We start from the raw sequence: 22,882 nt of genomic DNA, 5'->3' as shown, positions 1-22,882 counted from the left end.
GTCCGTTTTCGCAGGTCACTTGAGTTGCGCGCTCGTCTTCCCCAGCAGGCGACGCGCGATGATGAGTTGCTGGATCTGTTGTGTGCCCTCGAAGATGTCCATGATCTTCGCGTCTCGGGACCACTTTTCCAGCAGTTCGTGTTCCGTGTAGCCCAGGGAGCCGCACAGTTCCACGCAGCGCAGCGTGATCGCCGTGGCCGAGCGGCCTGCCTTGGCCTTCGCGTACGAGGCCTGCAGTGAGTTCGGTTTGCGGTTGTCGGCCATCCACGCGGCCTGCAGGGTCAGCAGGTACATCGACTCGTAGTCGGCTTCCATGTCCAGGAAGGTGGCCGCCGCGGCGTGTTGGAGGTTCGCCGGTTTGTCGTAGTCGATCTCCACGCCCGCCTCGGCGAGCAGGCGGCGGGTTTCCTCCAGGGCAGCGCGCGCGATGCCGACGGCCATCGCCGCCACCAGGGGCCTCGTGTTGTCGAACGTCTGCATGACGCCCGCGAAGCCCTGGTCCGGCTTGATCTCCGGGGTGCCCAGCAGGTTCTCCGCCGGCACCCGGCAGTTGTCCAGCCGGAAGTGGGCCGTGTCCGACGCTCGAATGCCGAGTTTGTGTTCCAGGCGCACGAGTTCGAAGCCTGGGGTGTCCCGGTCGACCACGAACGACTTGATCGCGGCTTTTCCGAGAGACCGGTCCAGCGTCGCCCACACGACCACGCAGTCCGCGCGTTCGCCGGACGTCACGAAGATCTTCTCGCCGTTCAGCACGTAGTGGTCGCCGTCGCGGACGGCGGTCGTCCTGATCGCGCCGGAGTCCGAACCGGTGTCAGGTTCCGTGATGGCCATCGCGGCCCACTTGCCCTTGTACCGTTCGAGCTGCTCCTCCGACGCCACCGACGCGATCGCCGCGTTGCCGAGGCCCTGTCTCGGCATGGACAGGAGCAGGCCCGCGTCGCCCCAGCACATCTCCATCGTGCCGAGTACCAGTGACATGTTGGCGGTGGACGGGCCCTTGCCGCCGGACCGCCGGACGCCACCAGCGCCCGCGCCGCCGCCCGACGCGCTCAGACCGTCCAAAAGGGACGCCAGCGTGTCGAGTTCCTTGGGGTAGGTGTGTTCGGCCTGGTCGTACTTCCTGGAGTTGGGGCGGAGGAAGGCCATCGCCGCCTGGCGGGCCTGGTCGACCAGCGTGGTCAGCTTGCGGGGAACCTCGAGGTTGATCACACCAGCACCGCGCCTTCCATCACGCCGACGGCCCGCAGGTCGCGGTACCACCGCTCCACCGGGTGCTCCTTCACGAAACCGTGCCCGCCCAGCAACTGCACGCCGTCGCTGCCGATCATCATCCCCTTGTCGGTGCACAGCTTCCGGGCCAGCGCAACCTCACGGGCGTAAGGCAGGCCGAGCGCCGCGCGGGACGCGGCCCGGTACGTCACCAGTCGCATCCCGTCGAGCTCCGTGCCGATGTCGGCCACCCTGAACGCCACGCCCTGCCGGTGCGACACCGGCTCACCGAACGCCGCACGCTCGTTCACGTACGGGATCACGTAGTCCAGCACCGCCTGCCCGGTGCCCACCGCCAGCGCGCACCAGCCGAGTCGCGCCAACCGCACGCACTCGGCGTAGTCCGCGTCCAGCATGGCGGAAGCGGGCACGTTCACCTGGTCCAGCAGCACCCGGCCGGTCCCCGCGGCGCGCAGCCCCATCGCGGGCTCGGACTCGACCGTCACCGACGACGACTCCACGACGAACAGCGCGGGCCCGCGACCGTCCACATCGGCCGCGACCACGAACAGCTCGGCCGCCGCGGCACGCGGGACCAGGGACTTGACGCCTGTCAGGCGGAAGCCGCCGGGGGTCCGGTACGCCTTGGTGCGCAGGGAGAACGGGTCGAACAACGCGGTGGGCTCCTGGATCGCCAGGGCGGCCGCGGGCACGTCGTCACCGGTGAACGCGGGCAGGTACGTCGCCTGCTGCTCCTCGGTGCCCCACAGCACCAGCGCGTTCGACACGGCGGCCGGGGCGAGGCACGCCAGCGCCAGGCCCATGTCCCCGGCCGCGAGGGCCTCCGCCACCAGGACGTTCGTGACTGACGACCGTTCGGTGGCCACCCCGCCGAGTTCCTCCGGCACGCCGAGCAGCGTGATGCCCAGCTCCGCGGACGTCGACAGCAGCTCCTCCGGCGGTGCGCACTTGTCGTCGGCCGACGCGGCCGCGGGGCGCAGGCGCTCGGCCGCGAACTCCCGGACCGTCTCGACGATCATCTGCTGGTCGTCGGTGGGCGTCAGGTCGAACACGCCGCTGTCCGCGACCGCGGGCGGACGGGCGGGTGCGCCACGCTTCCTGACGGCCGTGAAGTTACGGGTCGCCGCGCCCGCGGCGCGGAAACCGGTCTTCGTCGCCTGGTACAGCGTCCGGTCCACCGACTTCTTCAGCCCCAGCCGCTCGACGACCGGAGCCCCGGCCAGGCGGTTGAGCACGGACATCACGGCGCCCATGGCATTTCGCCTGTGCGGCTTGGCGCCAAGACCCTCGCTGGCCGACACCGAACCACCCCTACCTACTCGCGAGTTAAATAACGGTACCTACTCTAGAGTAGGCCACCGTGTCGCGCAGGTGAAGCACGTCACGGCGACAACCGGCGTGCAGGACACGGGAAGATGCACCCAGAATGTCCGGGTGCGCATCGTCCTCGTGGCCAATCGGAAGTCCGGCAGTGGCCGCACCGACGGCGACCGCATCCGGCGCCTGCTCGCCGACGCCGGCGCCGAGGTCGAGACCAGGGCCATCGACGACCTCGACGACCCGCTGCCCACCGACACCGAACGGGTCGTCGTCGCGGGCGGGGACGGGTCGATCGGGACCGCGGCCCGCGCCGCGCACACCGCGGGTGTCCCGCTCGCCGTACTCGCGACCGGCACCGCGAACGACTTCGCGGGCGCGCTCGGCCTGCCCACCGATCTCACGCAGGCCTGCCGGCTCGCGGCCGACCCGGACGCACGCACCGAGCAGCGGGAGATCGGGCTCGCCAACGGGCGCCCGTTCGTGAACGCCGCCGCGGCCGGCTTGTCCGCGGTGGCGAGCAGGCTCGCGAAGCCCCACAAGGCGCGGCTCGGCGCCTTCGCCTACGCGGTCGGCGCGGTGCGGGCCGGGCTCACCGCGCCGCACGTCGCGTGCCGTGTGCTCGTCGACGACGAGGTCGTGTTCGACGGCGACGCGTGGCAGGTCGTCGTGGCGGTGAGCGGCGCGTTCGGGGGCGGCTCGAACATCGGCGGCACCCGGCACGACGACGATCGGCTCGACGTCGCGGTCGTGCCAGCCGGTTCGCGGCTGGCCCTGGTGCGCCACGGGTACCACATGCGCCGGGGCATGCTCACACAGCAGGAGGACGTGCCGCACCACCGAGGGCACGAGATCGCGGTCGACGTGCCGCGCGGCACGGAGTTCAACGTCGACGGTGACCTGCGCACCCTCGACCCGGCACGCTTCGCCCTGCTGCCGGGCCGGGTGCGGGTGGTCGTGCCTACCTGACGGCTGTCAGGTAGGCAGCCGCCCACGCCACGGCCGGGCCTGCTCGAACGCGGCGCACGCGGTCAGCACCCGCGCGTCCGCGTGCCGGGGGCCCACCACCTGCAACCCCACCGGCAACCCCGTGGAGGTGAACCCGCACGGCACGGTCGCGGCGGGCTGCTGCGTCATGTTGAACGGGTACGTGAACGGGGTCCACCCGGTCCAGCGCGTCGCACCCGACCCCGGCGGCACCTCCACGCCCGCCTCGAACGCGGGGATCGGCATCGTCGGCGTGATCAGCAGGTCGTAGTGCTCGTGGAACTCGCCCATGGTCCGGCCGACGGCGGCGCGGGTGGCGGTCGCCTCCAGGTACTCGACGGCGGTGTACTTCGCGCCCTGCTCGCACACCTCGCGCAGGCCGGGGTCCAGCCGCGCCCGCTGGTCGTCGGTGAGCGCGGCCGTCGACGCCGCCGCGCCCGAGAACCACAGCACGTGGAACGCCTCGACCGGGTCGGCGAAGCCGGGGTCGCCCACGGACACGACCGCGCCGAGTTCGGTGAACACCTTCACCGCGTCCGCGACCAGCGCGGCGACCTCGTTGTCCACCCGCACGTACCCCAGCGTCGGGCTGAACGCGATCCGCATGCCAGCGATGCCCGAGGCCGCCCCCGACTCGGCGGCCGCTGCGAACGACCGCTCCGGCCGCGGCCCCGCGGTCCAGTCGCGGGCGTCCGGACCGGTGATGACGTCGAGCGCGAGTGCGGCGTCGGCGACGCTCCACGACAGCGGGCCGACGTGCGCGAGCGTGCCGAACGGGCTCGCGGGCCAGATCGGCACGAGGCCGTAGGTCGGCTTGATGCCGAACACCCCGGTGAACGACGCGGGGATGCGGATCGAGCCACCGCCGTCGGTGCCCAGCGAGATCGTGCCCATGCCCGAGGCGACCGCCGCGGACGCGCCGCCGCTGGAGCCGCCCGCGGTCTTCGTGGTGTCCCACGGGTTGCGGGTGACGCCGGTGAGGGGGCTGTCGGTGACGCCCTTCCAGCCCAGCTCGGGCGTGGTGGTCTTGCCGACGATCACCGCGTTGTGCTCGCGCAACCGGGCGACGGCCGGGGCGTCGACGTCCCACAGCTGGTCCTTCTCGATCGAGTGGGAACCGCGCAGGGTCGGCCACCCGTTGGTGAGCAGGATGTCCTTGACCGACACCGGCACGCCGTCGAGCAGGCCACGCGGCTCACCAGCCTGCCAGCGCGCCGAGGACTCAGCGGCCTCGGCGAGCGCTTTCTCCTTGTCCACCAGGCAGAACGCGTTGACGTCGTCGTTCCGCTCGTCGATTCGGGCAAGGGCGTCGGTGGTGGCTTCCACCGGGGAGAGGCGGCCGGCGCGGTATTCGGCGAGCAGCTCGGTCGCGGTCATCCCAGCGGTCATGGAGTTCCTTTCCCACGGACGTACCCGCGCGCCTTGTCGACCACGTTGCGCAGCGGCTCGCCGTCCAGATACCTCGTGAGGTTGTCGTGGAACAGTGCTACCAGTTCCGCCCGCCATCCCACCACGTCGCCGGACATGTGCGGCGACACGATCACGTTCGGCATCGCCCACAGCGGCGAGGTCGCCGGCAGCGGCTCGTCGACGAACACGTCCAGCGCGGCTCCCGCGAGCGACCCGGCGGTCAGGGCCTCGACGAGGTCGTCCTGCACGACCAGCGGGCCGCGGCCGACGTTGACGAGCCGGGCGGTGGGCTTCATGGCGGCGAGCGCCTTCGCGTCGATCATGCCGCGGGTCTCGTCCGTCAACGGGGCGGCGAGAACCACCCAGTCCATGTCAGGCAGGACCTCGGACAGCGACGACATGGGAAGCACCTCACCCAGGTCAGGGTCCGTGGTTCGAGGGGTACGGCCCAGGCCGGTGACGGTCATGCCCGCGGCGGCGAGCTTGCGGCCGATGGCGCGGCCGATCGGTCCGGTGCCCGCGACCAGCGCACGCCTGCCGCCGAGCCGCTCGGTCTCGCGGTGGTGCCAGCGGCGCTCACGTTGCCTGCTCAGCGTGGTCGGCAGGTCCTTGGCCAGGGCGAGGGCCATCGCGAGGACGTACTCGGCCATCGGCTCGTCGAAAACGCCACGCGAGTTGGTGACGACGACATCGCTCGCCACCACTTCGGGTGTCAGCACGTGGTTGACGCCCGCGCTGGCGGCGTGCACCCAGCGCAACGAGTCCGCACCCGGCCACGCGCTGGACAGGGTGCTCGCGCGGAAGTCCCACACGAGCAGGACGTCGGCCCCGGGAAGCGCTTCGACGAGGCCGTCCGCGGTGACATAGCGGACGTCGGCGACGGCCTCGACCTCGGTCATCCCGGTGGGACGAGCGGTGTCACCCGACTGGGCGTGGAGCACGACGATGGTCGCGGATTTGCCAGCTGACATGGGATTGACACGCTAAGTACCGCTCGTATGATTGTCAACAATCGGCGCGGCCGTCGCAGCCCGCGGAGAAAACACCAAACCCACCTCCTATCCGGTGCTGCATTGGGGTGCCCATGTCGCGATTCATGACGATCACGCTCGAACGCCGTGGCGTGTCGTGCGTGGCCCAACTCCTGGACAAGGACGCGCCGAGGACGTGCGATGCGGTCTGGGAGAACCTGCCACACGCCGGTCCCGTGCACCACGCGAAGTACGCGCGCAACGAGATCTACACGATGGTGGAACGGTTCGTCGACGAGCCGATCGGCCTCGAGAACCCCACCGTCACGCCCATCCCCGGCGACGTGGTCTTCTTCGACTTCCACGGCGGCATGCTCGACCGCGCCTTCAAGGAGGAGAAGGGCCTCGACAAACTGCCGGGGGTCATCGACCTCGCGATCTTCTACGGCCGCAACAACATCCTGCTGAACGGCGACGTCGGCTGGGTGCCCGGGAACGTCTACGCCACGATCGTCGAGGGCCTCGACGCGATGGCGGAGGCCTGCAACGACGTCTGGCGGTCGGGCAGCGTCGGTGAGCGGCTGGTGTACCAACGGCACGACGGCTGAGCGGGGGCCGTCATGGTTTCGGACAGAGTTGGCGGCAGAGGCCCCCTCGAGATCATCGGACCGGAACTCGTCACCCAGCGCGGCGTCGGCGTGGTGGCGCCGTTCGACTTCGCGCTGGACCGCGAGCTGTGGCGGTGGGCGCCGGACGACATCTCCCTGTACATGACACGCCTGCCGTTCGTGCCGGTCCCGGTGACCATCGAGATGGCGAGCGAGCTGTCGGACTCCGAGCGGGTGCGCCGCGCGACCAAGGACGTGCTCGCACCCGAACCGCTGGTCGTGACGTACGCGTGCGCGTCGGGCAGCTTCGTCGGCGGCGCCGAGGGCGAGCGGGCGCTGCACGCCAGCATGATGTCCGCGGGCGCCCCGGCGGCGACCACGACGTCCGGCGGGCTCGTCCAGGCGCTGCGGGCCCTGAACCTGACCAGGATCGCCGTGGTGACCCCGTACATCGACAGCGTCACCGAGCGGCTGCTGTCGTTCCTCGGCGAGCACGGGGTCGAGGTCTCCTCGAGCGTGGGTCTCGGCCTGCTCGACCACATCTGGAAGGTCGGCTACGCGGAGATCGTGCAGGCGGTCACCGCGGTCGACGTCCCCGAAGCGGACGGACTGTTCATCTCCTGCACGAACGTGCCGACCTACGACATCATCGGCCCGCTCGAGAGCTGGCTGGGCAAGCCGGTGCTCACGGCGAACCAGGTGACGATGTGGTCGGCGCTCCACGCGATCGGCTCGCCGATGATGGCGTCCGGTCAGTGGCTCGCGCAGGCCACCCAGCCGCACGCGGCCTGACGATAGGGTTTTCGCCGATGACCACCGCTATTGGTTTCCTGTACCCGGGCTACAGCGCGGAGGACGAGTACCCGGCCATGGAACGTCTGCTCGCGGCGTCCGGCCGGGCCGTCTCGCTGCCGGTGGTGCACACGCTGATGCGGGAGGACGCGCACCGGGTCGACGCGCTGCTGGACATCGGCGGTGAGGACGTCCTCGGCGAGGGCGCGGCGACGTTGAAGGCACAGGGCGTGGACGCGGCGGTCTGGGCGTGCACGTCCGGCAGCTTCGTCTTCGGCTGGGACGGGGCCACCGCGCAGGTCGACGGGGTGCGGGCGGCCGCGGCGGCGCCCGCGTCGAGCACCTCCTTCGCGTTCGTCAACGCGGTGCGGCACCTGGGTCTGAGCAAGGTCGCGGTGGCGGCGACGTACCCGCGGGACGTGGCGGACCGGTTCGCGGCGTTTCTCGGCGCCGCGGACATCGAAGTGGTCTCGTTGTCGTGCCGGGGCATCGTCACGGCCGCCGAGGTGGGCACACTGGGCAGGGACGAGGTGCTGGACTTCGTGGCGTCGAACGACCACGCCGACGCCGAGGCGGTGCTGGTGCCGGACACGGCGCTGCACACCGTCGAGTGGCTGACCGACCTGGAGGAGCGGCTGGGCAAGCCGGTCCTGACGGCGAACCAGGTCAGCGTGTGGGAAGGGCTGCGGCTGGTCGGCGCCACGGAGCCGAGGGCCGGGCTGGGGGCGTTGTTTGCCAGGGAGTAGTCGTGAGTGAACTGGGCGAGCTGGAGCCGGTGGCGCGGCAGTCGACGGCGGAACTGATCGCGGCACAGCTGCGCTCGGCGATCATGTACGGCGTCTTCGCGCCGGGTACGCAGCTGGGCGAGGCGGAGCTCGCCGCGCGGTTCGAGGTGAGCCGTGGTCCACTGCGAGAGGCGATGCAACGACTCGTGCAGGAGGGACTGCTGCGTGGCGAACGGCACCGGGGCCTGTTCGTGATCGACCTGTCGGCGTCGGACGTGCGGGACATCTACCTCGCGCGGCTGGCGATCGAGCGCACGTCGTGCCAGCTGATCATGTCGGGCAACCGCGGCGAGGCCGTGGCCCGGTTGTCGGAGGCGCTGGACAACCTCGTCACCGCGGCGGAGAGCAAGGACCGCAACGCCATGAGCGACGCCGACCAGGCGTTCCACCAGACCCTCGTCAGCTGCTCGGGCAACACGCGGCTGGAACGCATGGCGCAGACGCTGCTCGTGGAGACGAGGATGTGCCTCGCCGCGCTGCAGCAGCACTACCCGGAGCCGAGCGAGCTGGTCGCCGAGCACCGGGCCCTGGTGGACGCGATCTCCGACGGCGACGAGCAGCAGCTGATCAGCCTGATCGAGTCGCACATGCTGGAGTCCATCGACCGACTGGTCCCGAAGGCCTGACGCGACCGGGTCAACGACGCAGCCGGTTCGTGTCGAACCTGCCGTCCACTATGGCCGAGGCGAGCTCGGCGACCCGGGTGTTGTGGCTGCGCGCGTAGCCGCGCAGCGCGGTGAACGCGGCGCCCATGCCGAGCCCGAGCCGCTCCGCCAGCACACCCTTGGCCTGCTCGATGATCACCCGGCTGTCGAGCGCGTGCTGCAGCTGCCCGGCGAGCTCGTCCGCCTGCCGCAGCGCCCGCGCCTGCATGATCGTCACCGCCGCGATGTCGGCGACGGCCTTGGCGAGACGCACGTCTGCCTCCCCTGTGCCGTCCCGGAACAGCGCGAGCGCGCCGACCGTCTCACCGCGCCTGCGCAGGGGCAGCACGTGCACCGACGCGAACCCCGCGCCCCGGGCGTCGTCGGCGAACCCGGGCCACGCGGTCGCCGCGTCGACGTCGGGCACCGCGACCACCTCGCCGTCCCGGGCGGAGTCCGCCAGCGGGCTCACGTCGTGCCCCAGCACGGGAATCAGCCGCTCGTGCGAGGCGACCACGCCGTGACCGACGATGAGCACACCCGCCGCCGGCACGTCGAGCAGCTGTACGGATCGATTCACCAGCAGGCGGAGAAACCCGTCGAGGTCGTACTCGCGCGCCATCATGTCGGCGAGTTCGACGAATGTTTCCGCCAGTTGTTCGGCTGGCCTGCTGGTCACCGGGTAAGACTACGACCGTGTGATCAGTTGCGGGGGCGGGTCAGCAACACACTGTCATTATTTGGCGAAAATCCTGTCCGGTCCGTGGCGACGAGCCGGGAATTCACTTTCCCCGACATTTCAAGATCATTTTCGACCGACAGTCACGATCCGTAGTCGTTATCGCACCGTCCGAACCGCGAACACGCACCGTCGCCGTCGCCGCTCACGCAAAGACACCGATCAGGGCCCTTGGACTCTGTTGGTTGATGGTTGAAATTTACGAGTATCACTCACGTGCGGGAGCGGAAGTGCGTGGAGGCCTCGTGAGTGCGCAGGTTATGTCATCGGATGCTACTGAGATCTTCGCCCGTCTCAAGAGCGCCGCGTTCCATGAGCTCGTGACGTCGTCGATGCAGGGGGACCAGGAAGCCGTCGCGACGCTCTTCGCCTGGATCAGACCCGCGATCGTTCGCTACTGTCGGTCACGGATCGGGCGCAGTGGATCGGCCTTCTCGTCGGCGGACGACGTGGCGCAGGAGATCTGCATGGCGGTCCTGGGTGCGCTCTCGCGCTACGGCGACGAGCCCGAGTCGTTCCTCCCCTTCGTCTACGGCATCGCCGCGCACAAGGTCGCGGACCACTACCGGCGCGCGGGCCGCGACCGGTCGGACCCGGCGGCCGACGTGCCGGACGGCGTGGACATGGGCGCGAGCCCCGAGCAGCAGATCATGGCGGCGGACCTGCGCGACCGCCTGGACCAGCTCCTCGCGACGCTGCCGCCCCGCCAGCGGGAGATCCTCCTCCTGCGCCTCGTCGTCGGCCTGTCGGCACAGGAGACGGCGACCGCGGTGGGCCTGACCCCGACGGCCGTCCGGGTGACCCAGCACCGCGCACTGGCCAAGCTCCGCAACGTGCTCAGCCCGGCCGAATGGGTCTAGGCACCCTTCGCCCGTAGGAAAAGCTGGACTTCCAGGCGGTTCTTCTCGGCCTCCGCCTTGATCTCGCGCAGGTCCAGGCACTCGAAGCCGGCTCGCTCGACGACGTGGGCCAGGTCGTCGGGCGGGTAGGCGGTCACGGCGATCGGCTCTCCCATGAAGACGATCGGGAACTCGTCGAAGTCGCCGAGCACCATCGCGATCTGCAGCAGCTTCGGCCCGCGCAACTGGCTGCGCAGCTGGGACAGCAGCGGCGGGACGTCCGCCTTCGGCAGCATGATCAGCGAGAAGAACGCGACGGCGGCGTCGAACTCACCCAGGTCGGCGATGTCCCGGAGATCGCGGTGCAGGTACTCGCCACCGGGCGCCTGCTGCTCGGCCAGCGCGAGCATCTCGGCCGACTCGTCGATCCCGACGACCTCGATGCCGGCGTCCAGCAACTGCTTGCACGTCGGCAGTCCGCTGCCGCAGCCGAGATCGAGCACCCGGGCCGGCGTGGACAACTGACCGATCAGCCAATTGCCTTCTGCAACTTGCACATCCCGCTCGGTGAACGACTCGTCGTAACGCTTCCCGATCCGGTCGAACGGCGGGGGTTTGACCATTCCTCCAGCATGCCGTTTCCGCGCTGGGGCGTCCAGCAGCGCTACTCGGCCTTGTGCGTGAGCAAAAGCCGCACGGTCAGCTCGAGCCGTTCGGCGACGTCCGAAGCGGACGACCGCCGGGTCACCCAGGCGACCAGGTTCGACAGCCACACGTCACCGATCACGCGGGCGATCGCGCGGTCCTCGTCGGTCGGCTCGCCCGCCGGGTCGTCGTCGTGCAGCGCCCGGGCGAACGTGCGCTCGATCAGCTTCGCGACGGTGTCGACCTCGGCGGCCGCCGAGGCGTCGGCGAACATGAACGCCCTGGTCATCGCCTCGGTGAGGTTCGGGTCGCGTTGCATGGCGCGGGTGATGCGGCCCAGCACGAACAGCAGCCGGTCGTACGCGGTGTCGCCGGGGATCGCCCCGCCGCCGCGTTCCTGGCCACGCTCCAGCTCACGGGCGAGCCCGGACACGAGCAGGTGGATCTTCGACGGGAAGTACCGGTAGAGCGTGCCGAGCGCGACGTCGGCCTTCTCCGCGACGGCACGCATCTGCACCGCCTCGAAGCCCCCCTTCGACGCCAGCGCGATCGTCGCGTCCAGGATCCTCTTGCGACGGTCGCGCTGGGCCGCTGACCCGAGCTCGTCGTCGGTGAGCACGTTCAGCGCGTTCGCGCCCGCCGTGCGTGGTCTTGCCATCGAACATATCCCCTGATTCGCGGAGCTTGCGGAGCGAACATCCGACACAGTCGGAACGCGTTCCTGCCTGCCTCTGACAGCTTACAGAACGTACGTACCGGAGATGTTACGTCCGTCCACAGCCGCAAAACTAGAACATGTTCTATACTCGGTCGGGTGTCGGTGACCGAGGACCTCATGCGCGCGGTGCGGGACATGGCCGAACGCGCGGGCACGCTCGCCACGGTGCGCGCCATGGAGACGTCGCCGGACGCGTGGTCGCGGCACTGGCCCGCCGTCACCGACCTGGGGCTGCTCACGATCACCGCCGACGGCGGCACGCTCGCCGAACAGGCGGCCGCCGTCGAGGAGGCGGCACGGCACCTCGTGCCCGGGCCGGTGCTCCCCTCGGTGCTGACCACCGTGCTGCTCGGCACGCCGATGGGAATCGCCCTGTCGGCCGGGGAGGTGACGGTCGCCGACGGCCGCGCCTCCGGCAACCTGACACCTGTCATGTCCGCCGCCGGGCCGGTCCTGTTCCGCGCCGGCGACCGCTGGTTCACCGCGACCGGTTCGGCCGTTCCCCTGACACCGGTCGACTTCTCCCGCCCGCTCTGCCGGGTGCGGTTCGACGACGTCCCGGCCACTCCGGTGGAACTTGACACCCGTCAGGTACTCGACCTCGCCGCGACCCTGTTCGCCGCCGAGGCCGCGGGGGTCGCGCGGTGGTGCCTCGACACGGCCGTCGCCTACGCGAAGGTTCGCGAGCAGTTCGGCCGGCCGATCGGTTCGTTCCAGGCCGTCAAGCACCTGTGCGCGGAAATGTTGTGCCGCACCGAACAGGCGGCCGCGCTCGCGTGGGACGCGGCCAGGGGCGGCGAGCTGTCGGCCGCCGCGGCCGCCGCGCTCGCGGTCGACGCGGCGGTGGAGAACGCGAAGGACTGCGTCCAGGTGCTCGGCGGCATCGGCTTCACGTGGGAGCACGACGCCCACCTCTACCTGCGCCGCGCACTTGCCAACCGTCAGCTTCTCGGCGGCACCGCGCACTGGCGCCGCGAGGTGGCGGCGCGGGCGCTCGCCGGGGTACGCCGCAACCTCGGCGTCGAGGTGGCCGACGAGGAAACCCGCGCCGCCGCGCGGGAGTTCGCGACGTCGGTCGCCCCGCTGTCCACCGAGGAGCAACGCGTCCGGCTGGCCGACAGCGGCTACCTCGTGCCGCACTGGCCCCGGCCGTACGGGCTCGCCGCGTCGCCGCGCGCCCAGCTGGTCATCGACGACGAGCTGGCCAGGGCAGGGGTCCGGCGTCCCGGACTTGTGGTCGGCGCGTGGGCCGTGCCGACGATCCTCACGCACGGCACCGAGGAACAGCGGAAACGCTTCGCCGGACCGACCCTGCGCGGCGAGCTGCGGTGGTGCCAGCTGTTCTCCGAACCCGGCGCGGGTTCCGACCTCGCGGCCCTGCGCACGAAGGCGACCCGTGCCGACGGCGGCTGGGCGCTGAACGGGCAGAAGGTGTGGACCTCCGAGGCGGTGCAGGCCGACTGGGGCATCTGCCTCGCCCGCACCGACCCGGACGCACCGAAACACGACGGCATCACCTACTTCCTCGTCGACATGCGCTCACCGGGCATCACACCGCGGCCGCTGCGCGAGATCACCGGGGAGGCCCGGTTCAACGAGGTGTTCCTCGACGACGTGTTCGTACCTGACGACTGTGTGGTCGGCGAGGTCGACGGTGGCTGGCGGCTCGCCCGCACCACGCTCGCCAACGAACGGGTCGCGCTCGGGTCCGGTTCCGCGCTCGGCGAGGGCGTCGAACGGTTGCTGGCACTCGCGGCGCACCGCGGTCTCGACGACGGGGCCCGCGAACGCGTCGGAACACTGGTGGCAGAAGGGCTTTCGGTGTCGCTTGTGGACCTGCGGGCGACGTTGCGCCGACTCGACGGCGGCGGCCCGGGGCCGGAGTCGAGCGTGTGCAAGCTGGTCGGCGTGCGGCACCGGCAGGACGTGGCCGAGGCGGCCGTCGACCTGCTCGGCGCCGACGGCGCGGCCGTCGACGACACCACCGGCGCGGCGCTGCACGAGTTCCTCGTCACCCGGTGCCTCTCCATCGCCGGCGGCACCACGCAGGTGCTGCGCAACCTCATCGGCGAACGGATCCTCGGCCTGCCAAGGGAGCGTTGATGGACTTCGCGTTGGACGAGACACAGCAGGCCGTCGCGGACCTGGCGCGTGACGTGCTGGCACGCGAACCTGACGCCGGTTCGGCGTGGAAGGCGCTCGGACAGGCCGGCCTGCTGTGCGGCGAGGGGCTCGGCGTGCTGGAGACCGCGCTCGTGCTCTTCGAGGTGGGCCGCGTGGCGGCCCCACTGCCCGCGTTGAGCACACTCGCCCTCGGCGTGCTCCCCATCGTCCACTGCGGAGCGGAGCAACACCGTTCGCTGCTCGCGCCCGTCGCGGCGGGCGAACGGTTCCTCACCGCGGCCCTGCGCGGCACCGTGACCGCGGACGGCGACCGCCTGTCCGGCACGGCCGTCGGTGTACCTGACGCCCGTCAGGCACACCGGATCCTGGTGCCCGCGGGCGAGACCGTGTTCCTCGTCGCGCCGGACGACGCCACGCTGACCGAGACCTACTCGTCGTCAGGTACGCCCGAGTACACCGTCGTCCTCGACGGCGTGCGCGGCGACCCGCTGTGCGACACCGTGGAACTGCGCCGGTTCGCCCTCGCGGGGGCCTGCGCGTACGGCGACGGGCTGCTCGCCGGCGCGCTGTCGCTGACCGCGGAACACGTCCGGACACGAGAACAGTTCGGCAAACCGCTCGCCACGTTCCAGGCGGTCGCGCAGCAGATCGCGGACGTCTACGTCGCGTCCCGCACACTGCACCTCGCGGCGTGGTCGGCGATCTGGCGGGTGGCGCAGAACCGCGACCGCGGCGACAACCCGGATGACGCCCCGGATGACGACGTGGCGATCGCCGCCTACTGGCTCGCCGCCGAGGCCATGCCCGCGCTGCATACCTGCCACCACCTGCACGGCGGCCTCGGCGTCGACGAGAGCTACCCGCTGCACCGCCACTACTCGGCGACCAAGGACCTCGTGCGCCTGCTCGGCGGCGTCGAACACCGGCTGGCGGCGGTCTGACGTGGACATCGCACTCTCCCCGGCACAGCGGGCACTCACGGCCGAACTGCGCGCGTACTTCCGGGACCTGCTGTCCACCGAGGAACGCGAGGCGATGGTCACCGACCGGCACGGCACGACGTACCGGACGCTTGTGAAGCGGATGGGCGACGACGGCCGGCTTGGTGTCGGCTGGCCGACCGAGTACGGCGGCCGCGGGTTCGGCGCGGTCGAGCAGCAGATCTTCGTCAACGAGGCCGCGCGTGCCGACGTGCCGCTGCCGTACGTGACGCTGCAGACCGTCGGCCCGACGCTCCAGGCGTTCGGCACGCAGGCGCAGAAGGACTTCTTCCTGCCGAAGATCCTCGCAGGCGAGATCCACTTCGCGATCGGCTACACCGAACCGTCGGCGGGTACGGACCTGGCGGCCCTGCGCACCAGCGCGGTCCGCGACGGCGACCACTACGTGGTCAACGGGCAGAAGATCTTCACGACCGGCGCGCACGACGCCGACTACGTCTGGCTCGCGTGCCGCACCGACCCGGTGGCGCCACGGCACAAGGGCATCTCGATCCTCGTCGTCGACACCAGCGACCCGGGGTTCTCGTGGACGCCGATCATCACGTGCGACGGCGCGCACCACGTGAACGCGACCTACTACACCGACGTGCGGGTGCCCGCGGACATGCTGGTCGGCGAGGAGAACGCGGGCTGGCGGCTGATCACCACCCAGCTCAACCACGAACGCGTGATGCTCGGCCCGGCCGGGCGGCTCGCCGCGCTGTACGAGCGGGTGCGGGACTGGGCGCAGGCACACGACCTGCTCGCCGAACCTGACGTGCGTCAGGCACTCGCGAGGGCACGCGCGCACGTGCGGGTGAACGAACTGCTGAACTGGCAGGTCGCGGCCGCGGGCGCGGACGTGTCGATCGCGGACGCGTCGGCGACGAAGGTGTTCTCCTCCGACCGCACGCAGTGGCTGGGGCGGGCACTGGAGGAGGTGGTCGGAGCGCACGGCGACCCGGCCGAACCTGACACCGGTCAGCTACTGCGCTGGCTGGACGTGCAGGCGAAACGGAACCTGGTGCTGACGTTCGGAGGTGGCGTGAACGAGGTGCAGCGCGAACTGATCGCCATGGCGGGCCTGGGCCTGCCCCGGGTGCCCCGATGAACGCCGTGGACATCGAGGCCGCCGCGCGTGCGGTGAAGGACCGGGGCGAGTCCACGCGGCGGCCGGGGCGCGACCCGGTCAACCTGCCGATGGTCAGGAACTGGCTGGAGGCGCTCGGCGACGACAGCCCCGCGTACACCGAGGTCGCCCCGCCCGCGATGGCGCAGGTGTGGACGATGGGCGGTCTCCACCACAGACGCGCGGACGACGACCCCCTCGGCGCGATGCTGGCCGTGCTCGACGACGCCGGGTACACGTCGATCGTGGCGACCGACTGCGAGCAGACCTACCACCGCTACCTGCGCTACGGCGAGGAGGTCGCGATCGCGTCCCGTCTGGAGACCGTGGTCGGTCCGAAGAGGACGGCGCTCGGCGACGGCTGGTTCGTGACCACCCGCAACACCTGGTACGTCGGCGACGAGCCGGTCGCGGAGATGATGTTCCGGGTGCTCAAGTTCGCGCCCGCACCGGCGGAACCGAAGCCGGCGCCGGTGATCCGGCCGATGGTCAACCGGGACACGGAGTACTTCTGGGAGGGCACGGCACGGGGCGAGCTGCGCGTCCAGCAGTGCGGGGGCTGCGGCGAGCTGCGCCACCCACCTGGCCCGATGTGCCCGTCCTGCACCGAGACCAAGCCCGGGTACGTCGTCGCGAGCGGGCTCGGCGAGGTGTACAGCTACGTGGTGCACCACCACCCGCCCGTGCCGGGGCACACACTGCCGTTCGTGGTCGCGCTGGTGGAACTGGAGGAGGGTGTGCGGTTCATGGCCGAGCTGGCGGTGCCGCCGGAGGAGGTCCACATCGGACTGCCGGTGCGCATCGGCTTCCGGCGTGTCGACGACGAGTTGACCATGCCCGTCTGGCGGCGCCGATGATCACCGTGGGCGACGAGCTGCCTCCGCTCGAGATCGACGTGACGCCGACGTTCGTGGTGAGCACGGCGCTCGCGACGCGCGACTTCCAGGACGTGCACCACGACCGGGACCTCGCGGTGCGGCGCGGGTCGAAGGACATCTTCCTGAACATCCTGACCGACACCGGTCTGGTGCAGCGGTTCGTGACGGACTGGGCGGGCCCGTCGGCCCTCGTGCGCAGGATCGCGATCCGGCTCGGCGTGCCGTGCTACGCGTACGAGACGTTGACGTTCACCGGCCGGGTCGTGGAGCACGAGGGCAGCGAGTACGTGATCGCGGTGGTGGCGCGCAACAGCCTCGGCGACCACGTGACCGGCACCGTGCGGATCGAGGTGCCCCGATGATGGACGCGGCGGTCGTGGGGATCGGCGCGACGGAGTTCTCGAAGGACTCCGGCCGCAGCGAGCTGCAACTGGCGGCGGAGGCGGTCAGGGACGCGCTCACCGACGCTGGGCTGACACCGTCCGATGTGGACGGGTTGGTGACGTTCACGATGGACGCCAACGCCGAGATCGCGGTCGCCCGTGAGCTGGGCATCCCGTCGCTGTCGTTCTTCTCCCGCGTCGGCTACGGCGGCGGGGCGGCGTGCGCGACCGTGCAGCAGGCGGCGATGGCGGTCGCGACCGGCATGGCGAACGTCGTCGTGTGTTACCGCGCGTTCAACGAGCGGTCGGGGAACCGGTTCGGCCGGGTCCAGGCCGCGGCGGCGGCCGCCGCGACGTCGAGCGGCCTGGACAACGCGTGGCACTACCCGATGGGCCTCGGCACGCCCGCCGCGTCCGTGGCGATGTTCGCGCGCCGGTACATGCACGAGTACGGGGCGACCAGCGAGGACTTCGGCCGGGTCGCGGTGGCCGACCGCAGGCACGCGGCGACGAACCCGAAGGCGTGGTTCCACAACCGCCCGATCACGCTGGCCGACCACCAGAGCTCACGCTGGATCGCGGAACCGCTGCGGCTGCTCGACTGCTGTCAGGAAAGCGACGGCGCGGTGGCGCTGGTCGTGACGTCGCTGTCGAGGGCCGCGGACCTCCCGCACCGCCCGGCCCGCGTCGCGGCCGCCGCGCAGGGGTCGGCGCACGACCAGTTCACGATGAACAGTTATTACCGGGCGGCCTTGACGGGACTGCCGGAGATGGGCATCGTTGCGGAGCAGCTGTGGCGGCAGAGCGGTCTGGGCCCGTCCGATATGTCTGTGGCGGTGCTTTACGACCACTTCACCCCGTTCGTCCTGGTCCAGCTCGAGGAGCTGGGCTTCTGCGGCCGGGGCGAGGCCCGCCACTTCATCGCGGACGGCGCCCTCGAACTGGACGGGCGGCTCCCGACGAACCCCCACGGCGGGCAACTCGGCGAGGCGTACATCCACGGCATGAACGGCATCGCGGAGGGCGTCCGGCAACTGCGCGGCACCGCCGCGAACCAGGTGGCCGAGGCGACGAACGTGCTGGTCACCGCCGGTACGGGAGTACCAACCAGTGCACTGGTTCTGGCGGGTACCTGACAGATGTCAGGTTAGTGGCGTATAACCTGACACATGTCAGGTAAGAAGCGACTCACGCCCGAGAACCGGCGTGCGGTGATCGTGGCGGCGGCGCTGGAGGTGTTCGGCGACGCGGGTTACGACCGCGCGTCGATGCGGGCGGTCGCCAAGGCCGCCGGGATCACCACGCCGGTGCTGTACGACCATTTCGCGTCGAAGGCAGACCTGTACGCCGCGGTGGTCGAGGCACAGGCCGACGACCTCATCGCGCACTGGGAGGGGACCGGCTTCAACATCCCGGACGGCTCGGCGGAGGACATGTTCGCCGAGTCGGTCAGAACGATCTTCGACTGGGCCGTCGCGAACCCGGCGGGATGGCGGGTCATCTTCCTCGACGCCCCCAGCGACCCGGTCGTCGCGGAGGCGCACCGACGACGGCAGGAACGGGCCAGCACGGTGCTCGCCGCACAGTTCGCGGAGGTGTCGTGGCTGCACCTGTCCGTGCCGATCCTGGACCGCCCCCGCGCGAACGAGTTCCTTGCCGAGGCGACGAAGGCGACGGTGAACGCGATCGCGGCGTGGTGGTGGAACAACCGCGACCTGCGCCCGGAAGAAATCATGAGCCTGGCGCACGACCTGCTGTGGTGCGGACTCGGCCACGTGACAGGAGAACCGGTATGACCGTCGCGGACTTCCGGCAGGCCGCCGCGACGAAGGACATCGACCTGGCGATGGCGTCACTGGCGGACGGTGTCGTGCTCCACTCGCCACTGACCGATCGCTTCACCTTCAACGGCAAGGACGAGGTACGCCGCCTCTTCGAAACGGCATACGAGAGGTTCGACGGCCTGTCCTACGACCTGGTCATCGGCGACGGCGAGCGCCGGGTGCTGGTGGGCGGCGGCACCGCGGGTGGCCAACCCTTCGAGGAGACGCTGCTGCTCACCGTCGACGACCGGGAGAAGATCACGGAGATCGCGCTGTTCATCCGCCCGTTACCGGGGCTGACCGCCGTGATGGCCGCGCTCGGCCCGGCACTCGCGCACCGCAACGGGCGCTCCCGCCTGGCCGCGGGGGTCCTGCGGGCGATGACCGCGCCACTGGTGGCGGCCACCCGCTTCGGCGACCGAGTGGGCATCAAGCTGGCGCTACCCCGCGGACAGCGAGGCTGACTCCGGCGGCCGCCGGCCCCCGATCACCAGCCTAGACGCGACCACCGACAGTTCCGTCGCCGAAGTCCGGAGTTGTCCACAACCCCGCCGGGCCGGTGGACAACCCAGCCCGCGGCGCCCGGAAACGTCGGTGGTCGCCGGTAGGCGAACTCTTATTTGGTGACATAACTGTGACCTGCGATTACGGCAGGCACCGTAGCTGTTGGTGAGGGTTGGGATCCGGTCGACTGGCGGGCGAAGTTCGACCAGTTTGATGGCGCGAGTGGCTGGACGGTTCAAGCGGGTGGAGCCGCGTCGGCGGGCGCGAGCGTTCGCGGAAGAGCTGCGGGACTGGGCCGTCTGTCACGAAGAGACCCTTCAGGGGCGACACCGGAGGCGCGTCCTGGATCGACTGGGCGGCACCTACCCGCTACGTGCACAGCGCACACTGGCAATGCTGTGTGCGAACGGGTCGTTTCGCGACACATCCGACCCAGATCAAGTTCGAGAGCCGTCTCCATCGGAGGAGGTGACCCTCTAAGCCCTCTAAGACCGCGCGGGGCCGCCAAGCCCAGGATAACCCGTTGAGAGTATTGCAATATCAAAACATTACGACTAAGTGCCACGACGGCTATTGATCACCGTGTGGTCACGCTGCCTCGATTGAGGGCGCCCCGAACAGTGTATCGCCGATCTGTCACCGTTGTGGTCGCTGAACACTGGTCAACCGCGTCCATTCCTGCTAACGTCAGATGTTGCACTGGGGAATGGGGCGGGACGCGCGCCTAAGTATATTCCAATTTCGGCCGCTCCTGTGTTTTCGCCATGCTTCCAACCCGTTTTGGAATGGAAGGGAATTCATGCGACGACTCGCTCATATTGCGAAGTTCGCCCAAATGGCATTCGTTGTTTTAACCGCTGGCGCAATGACGCTACCGTTGTCTAGCGCTACCGCTACCGCAGGCACGCCGTCTCACTTGCGAGCGCTGCCGAATCCGTGTCGATCACCTCAAGCGCGCCGAGGAACAGCGTGTCGAGCTACTGGACAGACGAACGCAAGCGTAGAGCGACGCCGGAACCGGCACGCGAACGCCAGAGCAGCACCGAACGGCGTACGTCAGCGCCATCGCGGCTGCCGGCTCAGTCGGCGCCAGGGCACCAGCCTACGGTGTCCCCACTCGCCAGCAGTCAGGCTCCGCTACCGGTAGGTGCCCACGCTGAATTGTGGAGCGATCACGGTGTGATGCCTGCCAGAACCATCGGCACCCTGTACTACGTGCGCGACGACGGCACCCCCGGTTACTGCACGGCGACCGTAATCACCGCAGAAAACCAGAGCACTATCTGGACCGCCGGGCACTGCGTGCACGGCGGCGGCGGTCGCGGCTGGTTCAGCCAGTTCCTGTTCGAGCCCGACCACCACGACGGGCAGGCACCGTACGGCGAATGGGAGTGGCTGACAGCGGCCACTACCCAGGGCTGGATGGACGGCGACTACGACTACGACATCGGCGCGATCGCACTGTTCCCGAACAGTCTCGGTGACATCGCCAATGTCACCGGCTCACAGGGGTACATGTTCGGCCAGGGCCGTGCCTGGCTGGTCACCTTCTTCGGCTATCCGCAGGCGGGTGTGCCCGCCCGGCCAGAGTTCACCGGCGAGCAACTCTTCTACTGTTTCGGGCAAACCGACCAGAAGAGCGTCATTGACGACCGCATGGTCATGGACTGCGATATGCACAGTGGCGCCAGTGGCGGCCCCTGGATCTACGACCTGCAGTCATCTCGTGGATGGGGGTACATTGTCGGCGCGTTCAGCGGGCGGAACAGCTGCCTGTGTGACTCTGAGGCGATCAGCGCGTACCACGGCGACGCCGCTATTAGCGTCTACAACGCTGTTCGGAACGTCTGACGCGAGCGAGCACGTCTGCCCCGGCCCTCAGCCCCCGGTGGCATTGCGCTTGCGCTCGTCGGTCCAGTACTCCGATGCCGACCCTGGAGCGGTGTTCACGGGACCGGTCACGGCGTCTTCGGGATTGATTGGGTACTTTTCCTCGTCATCGCTGGCCATCGCGATACCAACCGCGCCGACAGCGGTAACCACCACGGCCGCGATCACGACAAGTGCCGCACGTCGCTGCATTTGTCTACGATAACACCGAATGAAGGAAGTGGGTCCTCGATCGAAAGAGCGAGGACCCACTTCTGGCTGGTATGGCGGCTTGCCGAGCTGTCCAGTTCCTTGCCCAGGGGGCGGACAACCGGTCGATCACCTTCCGGTTGTCCGCCCCCTGTCTCGATCTTCTCGGACTCGCCAGGACTGACGGTTCGGGACGTACACGGTCAAGCGCTCGGCAAGAGGTGCTTCAACTCGTCGAGACGCTTGACAACGTCACGCCGAAGCTGGGCCGGTTCAGCAAGTGGTGGCTGTCGTGGTGGATGCGGTCCCCGAGCGTGCCGGTGTGGCTGAAGAGCCGACACCACGCACGTCAGGCGGCACCGGATCTCGCGACCTACCTGCTGCGGGCACCGATCCGGTTCCTCGGCGCGGTGGTGCGCGGCCTGGTGGCGGGCTGCCGGTGGTGGCGTCGGTGGGTGACCGTCCGGGACTTCCGCGAGGCCGCCGAGTCATCGGACAAGCTGGCGGACAAGTTCGCCGAGATCCGCACGCTCACGCTCTTCCGCTGGAAGGTGACCGGGGCCGTGACAGTCGTGAGCGCGCTCGGCCTGCTGGTCGCCGATCTGGTGTACAGCGGCCGCACGTTGTGGCTCGCCGGTGGTGTCGTGTCGGTGGCGTTGGCGGTGCTGGGTCGGCGCAAGGACGGCAGTCCGGGGCGTAAGGCGGTGCTCGCCGGGCCGCGCACGCTGACGTGGACGATGGACCCGCAAGTCCTGGTGGACGCGTTCCGGGACGCGAAGCTGATCGGCAAGGACGAAACCCTCCGGCTCGTCGAACGCGCCACCAGGATCGGCGAAGGATGGGCCATCACCGTCGACCTGCCCGCGACGCGCAAGGCCACGGACGTGATCAAGAACCGGGAAGTGCTCGCGTCCGCGCTCGCCGTCGACGAGGTCCAACTGATCGTGGAGCGGGTGCGCGGCAACGGCGGCCATGCCGGACGGGTGTCGATGTGGGTCGCCGACTCCGACCCCTACGCCACACCACCAACCCGGACACCGCTGCTGGCGGTGGCGCAGGGGGACGCCTGGCGACCGGTGCCCTTCGGCCGAGACGCACGCAACCGCGCCATCACGCTGGCACTGGTGTGGACGTCACTGTTGATCGGCGCGATTCCCAGACAGGGCAAGACATTCGCCGCCCGGCTACCGGCCGCAGGCCTGATCCTGGACCCCCACACCCGGCTGTACGTGGCCGACTTCAAAGGTGGGAAGGACTGGGACGCCGAGATATGTCACCAAATGAGATGTGGCCCACG

At 69.9% G+C, this 22,882-nt stretch carries 23 protein-coding genes and 1 pseudogene; 16 read left to right on the top strand and 8 right to left on the bottom strand.

Features of this window, described 5'->3' with window-relative positions; all coding sequences use genetic code 11:
• Positions 1–15 precede the first annotated feature (15 nt).
• Together ACIBVP_RS17155 and ACIBVP_RS17150 are read right to left on the bottom strand one after the other, a co-directional pair.
• Positions 16–1,209 (bottom strand): acyl-CoA dehydrogenase family protein, encoded by a 1,194-nt coding sequence (locus ACIBVP_RS17155; RefSeq protein WP_396107091.1) that lies wholly within the window; start codon positions 1,207–1,209, stop codon positions 16–18.
• Positions 1,206–2,483, bottom strand: a complete 1,278-nt coding sequence (locus ACIBVP_RS17150; protein ID WP_396107369.1) for an acyl-CoA dehydrogenase family protein — start codon at positions 2,481–2,483, stop codon at positions 1,206–1,208. The genes ACIBVP_RS17155 and ACIBVP_RS17150 overlap by 4 nt, the downstream gene beginning before the upstream one ends.
• A 181-nt stretch (positions 2,484–2,664) precedes the next feature.
• Between ACIBVP_RS17150 and ACIBVP_RS17145 the strand changes: the two genes are divergently transcribed.
• The gene (locus ACIBVP_RS17145) at positions 2,665–3,516 is read left to right on the top strand and encodes a diacylglycerol/lipid kinase family protein (protein ID WP_396107090.1); all 852 of its coding nucleotides are present in this window, start codon (positions 2,665–2,667) and stop codon (positions 3,514–3,516) included.
• A gap of 6 nt (positions 3,517–3,522) precedes the next feature.
• Here ACIBVP_RS17145 and ACIBVP_RS17140 read toward each other — a convergent pair whose 3' ends face one another.
• On the bottom strand, positions 3,523–4,923 hold the full coding sequence (locus ACIBVP_RS17140; protein ID WP_396107089.1) for an amidase: 1,401 nt from the start codon (positions 4,921–4,923) through the stop codon (positions 3,523–3,525).
• Complete coding sequence (locus ACIBVP_RS17135) at positions 4,920–5,915, bottom strand: D-2-hydroxyacid dehydrogenase (protein WP_396107088.1); 996 nt, start codon at positions 5,913–5,915, stop codon at positions 4,920–4,922. The genes ACIBVP_RS17140 and ACIBVP_RS17135 overlap by 4 nt, the downstream gene beginning before the upstream one ends.
• A 113-nt stretch (positions 5,916–6,028) precedes the next feature.
• Between ACIBVP_RS17135 and ACIBVP_RS17130 the strand changes: the two genes are divergently transcribed.
• From ACIBVP_RS17130 to ACIBVP_RS17115, 4 genes are read left to right on the top strand one after another with little or no spacing between them, the layout of a single operon-like run.
• Complete coding sequence (locus ACIBVP_RS17130; protein ID WP_396107087.1) at positions 6,029–6,523, top strand: DUF3830 family protein; 495 nt, start codon at positions 6,029–6,031, stop codon at positions 6,521–6,523.
• A 12-nt stretch (positions 6,524–6,535) separates the two neighbouring features.
• Positions 6,536–7,315: an Asp/Glu racemase gene (locus tag ACIBVP_RS17125; RefSeq protein WP_396107086.1), complete on the top strand. Its 780-nt coding sequence runs from the start codon at positions 6,536–6,538 to the stop codon at positions 7,313–7,315.
• A gap of 17 nt (positions 7,316–7,332) precedes the next feature.
• Complete coding sequence (locus ACIBVP_RS17120; protein WP_396107085.1) at positions 7,333–8,061, top strand: maleate cis-trans isomerase; 729 nt, start codon at positions 7,333–7,335, stop codon at positions 8,059–8,061.
• Positions 8,062–8,063: 2 nt separating this feature from the next.
• Complete coding sequence (locus ACIBVP_RS17115; RefSeq protein ID WP_396107084.1) at positions 8,064–8,726, top strand: GntR family transcriptional regulator; 663 nt, start codon at positions 8,064–8,066, stop codon at positions 8,724–8,726.
• Positions 8,727–8,736: 10 nt separating this feature from the next.
• Here ACIBVP_RS17115 and ACIBVP_RS17110 read toward each other — a convergent pair whose 3' ends face one another.
• Positions 8,737–9,423 (bottom strand): ANTAR domain-containing protein, encoded by a 687-nt coding sequence (locus ACIBVP_RS17110; RefSeq protein ID WP_396107083.1) that lies wholly within the window; start codon positions 9,421–9,423, stop codon positions 8,737–8,739.
• 320 nt (positions 9,424–9,743) lie between these two features.
• On the opposite strand from ACIBVP_RS17110, the gene shbA reads away from it, so the two are divergent.
• A complete protein-coding gene (shbA, locus tag ACIBVP_RS17105; protein ID WP_396107368.1) occupies positions 9,744–10,343 on the top strand; it encodes an RNA polymerase sigma factor ShbA in 600 nt (199 codons plus the stop codon).
• Here the strand turns inward: shbA and ACIBVP_RS17100 are convergent.
• Together ACIBVP_RS17100 and kstR are read right to left on the bottom strand one after the other, a co-directional pair.
• Positions 10,340–10,945, bottom strand: coding sequence for a class I SAM-dependent methyltransferase (locus ACIBVP_RS17100; protein ID WP_396107082.1), 606 nt, complete (start codon positions 10,943–10,945; stop codon positions 10,340–10,342). The two genes, shbA and ACIBVP_RS17100, sit on opposite strands and share 4 nt — an antisense overlap.
• Before the next feature lie 41 nt (positions 10,946–10,986).
• Positions 10,987–11,625 (bottom strand): cholesterol catabolism transcriptional regulator KstR, encoded by a 639-nt coding sequence (kstR, locus tag ACIBVP_RS17095; RefSeq protein ID WP_396107081.1) that lies wholly within the window; start codon positions 11,623–11,625, stop codon positions 10,987–10,989.
• A 234-nt stretch (positions 11,626–11,859) separates the two neighbouring features.
• On the opposite strand from kstR, the gene ACIBVP_RS17090 reads away from it, so the two are divergent.
• The 9 genes from ACIBVP_RS17090 to ACIBVP_RS17050 all read left to right on the top strand — a co-directional run bounded on the left by ACIBVP_RS17090 (position 11,860) and on the right by ACIBVP_RS17050 (position 21,357).
• Positions 11,860–13,788 (top strand): acyl-CoA dehydrogenase family protein, encoded by a 1,929-nt coding sequence (locus ACIBVP_RS17090; RefSeq protein WP_396107367.1) that lies wholly within the window; start codon positions 11,860–11,862, stop codon positions 13,786–13,788.
• Positions 13,788–14,750: an acyl-CoA dehydrogenase family protein gene (locus ACIBVP_RS17085; protein WP_396107080.1), complete on the top strand. Its 963-nt coding sequence runs from the start codon at positions 13,788–13,790 to the stop codon at positions 14,748–14,750. The genes ACIBVP_RS17090 and ACIBVP_RS17085 overlap by 1 nt, the downstream gene beginning before the upstream one ends.
• Before the next feature lies 1 nt (position 14,751).
• Positions 14,752–15,900: an acyl-CoA dehydrogenase family protein gene (locus tag ACIBVP_RS17080; RefSeq protein WP_396107079.1), complete on the top strand. Its 1,149-nt coding sequence runs from the start codon at positions 14,752–14,754 to the stop codon at positions 15,898–15,900.
• A gap of 5 nt (positions 15,901–15,905) precedes the next feature.
• Positions 15,906–16,775, top strand: a complete 870-nt coding sequence (locus tag ACIBVP_RS17075; protein WP_396107366.1) for a bifunctional MaoC family dehydratase N-terminal/OB-fold nucleic acid binding domain-containing protein — start codon at positions 15,906–15,908, stop codon at positions 16,773–16,775.
• Positions 16,772–17,158, top strand: coding sequence for a MaoC family dehydratase (locus ACIBVP_RS17070; protein WP_396107078.1), 387 nt, complete (start codon positions 16,772–16,774; stop codon positions 17,156–17,158). The genes ACIBVP_RS17075 and ACIBVP_RS17070 overlap by 4 nt, the downstream gene beginning before the upstream one ends.
• Positions 17,155–18,315, top strand: a complete 1,161-nt coding sequence (locus ACIBVP_RS17065; protein WP_396107077.1) for a lipid-transfer protein — start codon at positions 17,155–17,157, stop codon at positions 18,313–18,315. The genes ACIBVP_RS17070 and ACIBVP_RS17065 overlap by 4 nt, the downstream gene beginning before the upstream one ends.
• A 33-nt stretch (positions 18,316–18,348) precedes the next feature.
• Positions 18,349–18,975, top strand: coding sequence for a TetR/AcrR family transcriptional regulator (locus ACIBVP_RS17060; protein WP_396107076.1), 627 nt, complete (start codon positions 18,349–18,351; stop codon positions 18,973–18,975).
• Positions 18,972–19,466 (top strand): nuclear transport factor 2 family protein, encoded by a 495-nt coding sequence (locus ACIBVP_RS17055; protein WP_396107075.1) that lies wholly within the window; start codon positions 18,972–18,974, stop codon positions 19,464–19,466. Before ACIBVP_RS17060 ends, ACIBVP_RS17055 begins: the two co-directional genes overlap by 4 nt.
• Before the next feature lie 1,222 nt (positions 19,467–20,688).
• The gene (locus ACIBVP_RS17050; RefSeq protein WP_396107074.1) at positions 20,689–21,357 is read left to right on the top strand and encodes a trypsin-like serine peptidase; all 669 of its coding nucleotides are present in this window, start codon (positions 20,689–20,691) and stop codon (positions 21,355–21,357) included.
• 27 nt (positions 21,358–21,384) lie between these two features.
• Here the strand turns inward: ACIBVP_RS17050 and ACIBVP_RS17045 are convergent, their stop codons facing one another.
• Positions 21,385–21,588 (bottom strand): hypothetical protein, encoded by a 204-nt coding sequence (locus tag ACIBVP_RS17045; protein ID WP_396107073.1) that lies wholly within the window; start codon positions 21,586–21,588, stop codon positions 21,385–21,387.
• Between the two features lie 218 nt (positions 21,589–21,806).
• Here ACIBVP_RS17045 and ACIBVP_RS17040 point away from each other — a divergent pair.
• Positions 21,807–22,877: pseudogene (locus ACIBVP_RS17040) on the top strand (cell division protein FtsK); the annotation flags it as partial.
• Between the last annotated feature and the right edge of the window lie 5 nt (positions 22,878–22,882).

The sequence above is a fragment of the Actinophytocola sp. NPDC049390 genome, assembly GCF_044466355.1.
In the GTDB taxonomy this organism is placed as follows: Bacteria; Actinomycetota; Actinomycetes; order Mycobacteriales; family Pseudonocardiaceae; genus Actinophytocola.
This window is presented reverse-complemented; position numbering and strand designations above follow the sequence as displayed.

What these genes read in the sequence shown, in the direction of transcription:
- ACIBVP_RS17050 (WP_396107074.1), top strand. Translation starts at nt 20,689, where the DNA reads ATGCCTGCCAGAACCATCGGCACCCTGTACTACGTGCGCGACGACGGC.
- ACIBVP_RS17120 (WP_396107085.1), top strand. Translation starts at nt 7,333, where the DNA reads ATGACCACCGCTATTGGTTTCCTGTACCCGGGCTACAGCGCGGAGGAC.
- ACIBVP_RS17055 (WP_396107075.1), top strand. Translation starts at nt 18,972, where the DNA reads ATGACCGTCGCGGACTTCCGGCAGGCCGCCGCGACGAAGGACATCGAC.
- ACIBVP_RS17125 (WP_396107086.1), top strand. Translation starts at nt 6,536, where the DNA reads ATGGTTTCGGACAGAGTTGGCGGCAGAGGCCCCCTCGAGATCATCGGA.
- kstR (WP_396107081.1), bottom strand. Translation starts at nt 11,625, where the DNA reads ATGGCAAGACCACGCACGGCGGGCGCGAACGCGCTGAACGTGCTCACC.
- ACIBVP_RS17065 (WP_396107077.1), top strand. Translation starts at nt 17,155, where the DNA reads ATGATGGACGCGGCGGTCGTGGGGATCGGCGCGACGGAGTTCTCGAAG.
- ACIBVP_RS17070 (WP_396107078.1), top strand. Translation starts at nt 16,772, where the DNA reads ATGATCACCGTGGGCGACGAGCTGCCTCCGCTCGAGATCGACGTGACG.
- ACIBVP_RS17135 (WP_396107088.1), bottom strand. Translation starts at nt 5,915, where the DNA reads ATGTCAGCTGGCAAATCCGCGACCATCGTCGTGCTCCACGCCCAGTCG.
- ACIBVP_RS17090 (WP_396107367.1), top strand. Translation starts at nt 11,860, where the DNA reads ATGGAGACGTCGCCGGACGCGTGGTCGCGGCACTGGCCCGCCGTCACC.
- ACIBVP_RS17150 (WP_396107369.1), bottom strand. Translation starts at nt 2,483, where the DNA reads ATGGGCGCCGTGATGTCCGTGCTCAACCGCCTGGCCGGGGCTCCGGTC.
- shbA (WP_396107368.1), top strand. Translation starts at nt 9,744, where the DNA reads ATGTCATCGGATGCTACTGAGATCTTCGCCCGTCTCAAGAGCGCCGCG.
- ACIBVP_RS17130 (WP_396107087.1), top strand. Translation starts at nt 6,029, where the DNA reads ATGTCGCGATTCATGACGATCACGCTCGAACGCCGTGGCGTGTCGTGC.
- ACIBVP_RS17045 (WP_396107073.1), bottom strand. Translation starts at nt 21,588, where the DNA reads ATGCAGCGACGTGCGGCACTTGTCGTGATCGCGGCCGTGGTGGTTACC.
- ACIBVP_RS17085 (WP_396107080.1), top strand. Translation starts at nt 13,788, where the DNA reads ATGGACTTCGCGTTGGACGAGACACAGCAGGCCGTCGCGGACCTGGCG.
- ACIBVP_RS17140 (WP_396107089.1), bottom strand. Translation starts at nt 4,923, where the DNA reads ATGACCGCTGGGATGACCGCGACCGAGCTGCTCGCCGAATACCGCGCC.
- ACIBVP_RS17100 (WP_396107082.1), bottom strand. Translation starts at nt 10,945, where the DNA reads ATGGTCAAACCCCCGCCGTTCGACCGGATCGGGAAGCGTTACGACGAG.
- ACIBVP_RS17060 (WP_396107076.1), top strand. Translation starts at nt 18,349, where the DNA reads ATGTCAGGTAAGAAGCGACTCACGCCCGAGAACCGGCGTGCGGTGATC.